Source organism: Xanthovirga aplysinae (genome assembly GCF_009711365.1).
In the GTDB taxonomy this organism is placed as follows: Bacteria; Bacteroidota; Bacteroidia; order Cytophagales; family Cyclobacteriaceae; genus Xanthovirga; species Xanthovirga aplysinae.
Genome location: NZ_SMMB01000716.1, coordinates 1 through 3,453, shown reverse-complemented (window position 1 = coordinate 3,453; position 3,453 = coordinate 1). Strand labels below are relative to the sequence as shown.

At 34.0% G+C, this 3,453-nt stretch carries 2 protein-coding genes; both read right to left on the bottom strand.

The features are described 5' to 3' along the window. Positions 1–2,387: outer membrane beta-barrel family protein (locus E1171_RS04550; RefSeq protein WP_155204535.1), on the bottom strand; the 2,387-nt coding region annotated here is incomplete at its 3' end. A gap of 429 nt (positions 2,388–2,816) precedes the next feature. Then, the coding region (locus tag E1171_RS04545; protein ID WP_155204533.1) for a LytTR family DNA-binding domain-containing protein at positions 2,817–3,453 on the bottom strand (637 nt) is incomplete at its 5' end.

Below are 3,453 nucleotides of genomic sequence, written 5' to 3'. Positions count from 1 at the left end.
TTGGTACTCTTTAGTCGACCCAGTTTATAAGTAAAGGATAATCTTAAATAAGTATCATCGTATTGGGAGCCATAGTTAATTTTAACCCCTTGGATTTGGGTGTTTCCTGCTTCCCGGTAAGTATTGAAGATATCATTTCCTATAAGGCGAATGTCTAATTTATCCTTGATGAAGGATTTTCGAAGTCCTGTTGACATTGTATAACTGGATTCGAATTCAAAAATACCGTCTACTCCAGGAGAGAACCACTGAAAAGTGATTTCGGCCAGGATTCCTCCTGGAAGTTTAAACTCCTGATAGGAGTAGATGTACCATAATGGTTTTCTGAGTTGAAAAAAAGTATCTACACTTTTATAATTAAAGGTATTATATTCCCAACCAAAAGAGTTATATGTAGTCCACCAGGAATTTTGGTAAGGGAGGGTTAGGCTTACCCAGTAAGTTTCGGCCTTAGGGATGTTTCGGAAATCAGAATAGGAAAGTTCAGGGTTGTTTTCATCCTGTGCTACGAAACGTTTAATGGCATTTTGGGTACTGGTATAACCCACTTTGATGGACGCATATTCTTTGTAAGTTAATGCGGCTTCAAAGCCTTGATTAGTTTCTGCTTTTAGATAAGGGTTTCCTTTGAAGTAGGTTAGGGAATCGATGTAATCTACTGAAGGATCCATGTCCCTGTATGAGGGGCGTGAAATACGCTTAGAGTAAGCTAAGTAAATGTTAAGGTCTTTAGAAAGGTCGAAACCAATAGAAAAAGAGGGAAAGAGTTGGAAATAATCCCCTTCAATAACCTGTTTTTGCAAGGTAAGTGAATAACCATTCGGTTGGGTTAACTCTCCTCTTAAACCTGTATTAATTTTTAACTTCCCAAATCTTTTATCCAGTTGAAAATAGGCAGCCCCAATATTTTCCTTGTAGTCAAATCCATTGGAAATAGAGGGATCTTTTTCCCAGTTGTTATTTTCTCCTTTTCTAATAAAATCTATCTTACTATTGTTTGAAGAGGATGCCCAACGTAAGCCTGTTTCAATTTTTAGTTTAGGTTTGTCATAATACTTGCTGTAATCGGCTTGAAAGGAGAAAAGTCGAATGAGGTTATTGCTTTCGTTTCGTTTGTCATTTGTAGAAGTCTCCCTATTCTTAAGGGCGCTGATATTTTCTTCAATTACATCCTCAGACTTGATCAGAGTGTTAGCATAATCTGCTGTAAGGGATAAAGTTTCTCCTTTTGAAGGTTTTAGGTTGTAATTAAAATTAAAGGAATTATTTCCAAAGAATTTTTTCTTTTTATTATGGGTAAGAAATTCGGTTTGCATTATTTCACCTTCCCCGATCCGATTGCTATTGAGCGTTTTAATATCTCCCTGATAAAGTTGCCCTCTGTATTGAAGGCTCAAGCTGTTTTTTTCATTAAAAGCGTAATCAGTACTTAGATTATAATTATGAGCATTTAGATATTGTCTAATGGTTTCCACACGATTTTTCATTTGTAAAGAAGAAGTTTCCATATTAGTTCCAAAGCTTCGGTGATACTCATCAATTGTTCGGGTTTTATGGGGGTTGTTACTGTAGGAGGAATATAAATTGAATTTTCCCTTTTGGTATGCGTAAGTACCTACAAGGTAGGCTCTTTGATAGATGGCTTTTGTTAGAGTGCCACTGATCTTTGCAAAACTTCCTTCAATTTTTCTATCATTCGTGATGATGTTAATTACCCCTCCTTTGCCTTCGGCTTCATATTTTGCCGAAGGAGAGGAGATAATTTCAATTTCCTGTATTTGGTCTGCACTAAGGTTGGTGAGCATTTCTGATGCGGGAACTTTGCGTCCATTTATTAGAACTGTGGCTTTCCCCTTTCCAAAAATGGAAACAGAATTGTCTTGATTGGTTATAACACCTGGGGTTTTCTTAAGCAATTCAATGGCTGTACCACTTCCGGCTGCTATGCTGTTTTTAACATCTACAATTAATTTGCCAGCTTCTTGTCGGAATACGGGTTTTGTAGCGATAATTTCTACAGCTTCTAGCTCTTTTAAATTTTCCTTAATAGTGATTTGTCCCATATTAATGGTATTTTTTTTCCCCTTCTTAGAGATCATTAAAGGAGAATAATAGTCCTTGAATCCCATGGAACTAACCATTAAAAGTGCTGAGGTAGGAAAGGAGCCCTGTATTTCGAATTGTCCGTCAAAGAAGTAATTCCCTTTGATTAATGTAGAGTCCTTTAAAGAAAGTATTAGTATATTTCCAATTTCAATGAATTCCCCTTTATCATTAGTTACCTTTCCGTGGATGGTAATTTCATTGCTCAACTTGGTCTGTGCCAGTAGGTCTGAGGAGGGGAGAAGGTGGGCTAAGGTAATTAATAAAGTTGAAATTTTCTTCATTTTTATTAATGTTTTTAGTTGATATAAATGAACTTTACTTTGGTTTTCTTTTAAAAATCATTCACAATTAAGGAAGAAATCAGAAAGGAGGGAAATGAAAGGGCTGAGTGACGTGTTTTAGGGCTAAATTGCATTTTAGTGGGCTCAGATGTAGTTTTTAGGGATGAAATGCAGGGATTAAAACAGTGTGTTTATTGAATTTGTCTTTAAATTTTGATCTCTTTTTTCAGTAAGAAAATTGAGAATAAAAAAATCTATGTATTAAAAAGGATTTAAAAATAAGTGGAATAATTTAGTAATATTGGAATATTTTTTCTTATTGAAAAGGGATTTGTTTTTGAGGGAAAGCTTAAGTAAGTAGGGGTTAAATAGTTTTAGGGGAAAAATGGAATTTTATTAAGGTTAAGATTTAGATTAGAATATTTTCACCTAAGTTGATTGTTTCTTTAGCATTTCTTTCAAGGGTTTTAAAAAAGTCCGGGAAACAGGAATTCGCACATCTGAATTTTTAAAAGCAAGAAAATAATTTGGAGATTTTCCTACAGTGGATTTTACTTGAGTAAGATTAACTATATAAGACCGGTGAACCTGCATTAATTCACTGTTTTCGTTTTGCCTTAATATTTTGCTTAGAGAGTTTCTTATTAAATGTTTTCTCAGATTTTTATCTTTTTTAAAATGGATTTCAACATAATTACTGTCTGCCTTTAAATACAATAATTCATTTAGAGAAATGGAAAATCTTTCATCCCGATTATTTCCATTAAGTGTAATAGAAGGAGAATACTCATTAGTATTGGAGTAAGATTTTATTTCTTTCTTTCCCTTTCGTTGGGATTTAACAAAAAAGATTAAAGCAAAAGGGAGGATACTGATAGAAATTCCTTTTTGTAAAAAAGACCAAATACCATATAAAGTAATAGGAACATTATTGTAACTAAAATAATGGGTCAATTTCGCACTGAGGGAGATTAACAATATGATCAAAAAATAAACCAGTAATTCTTTACCGATAGTCCATTTCTTTGACAATTTATTAAACCCAACTCCATAATATAAAGCCGCA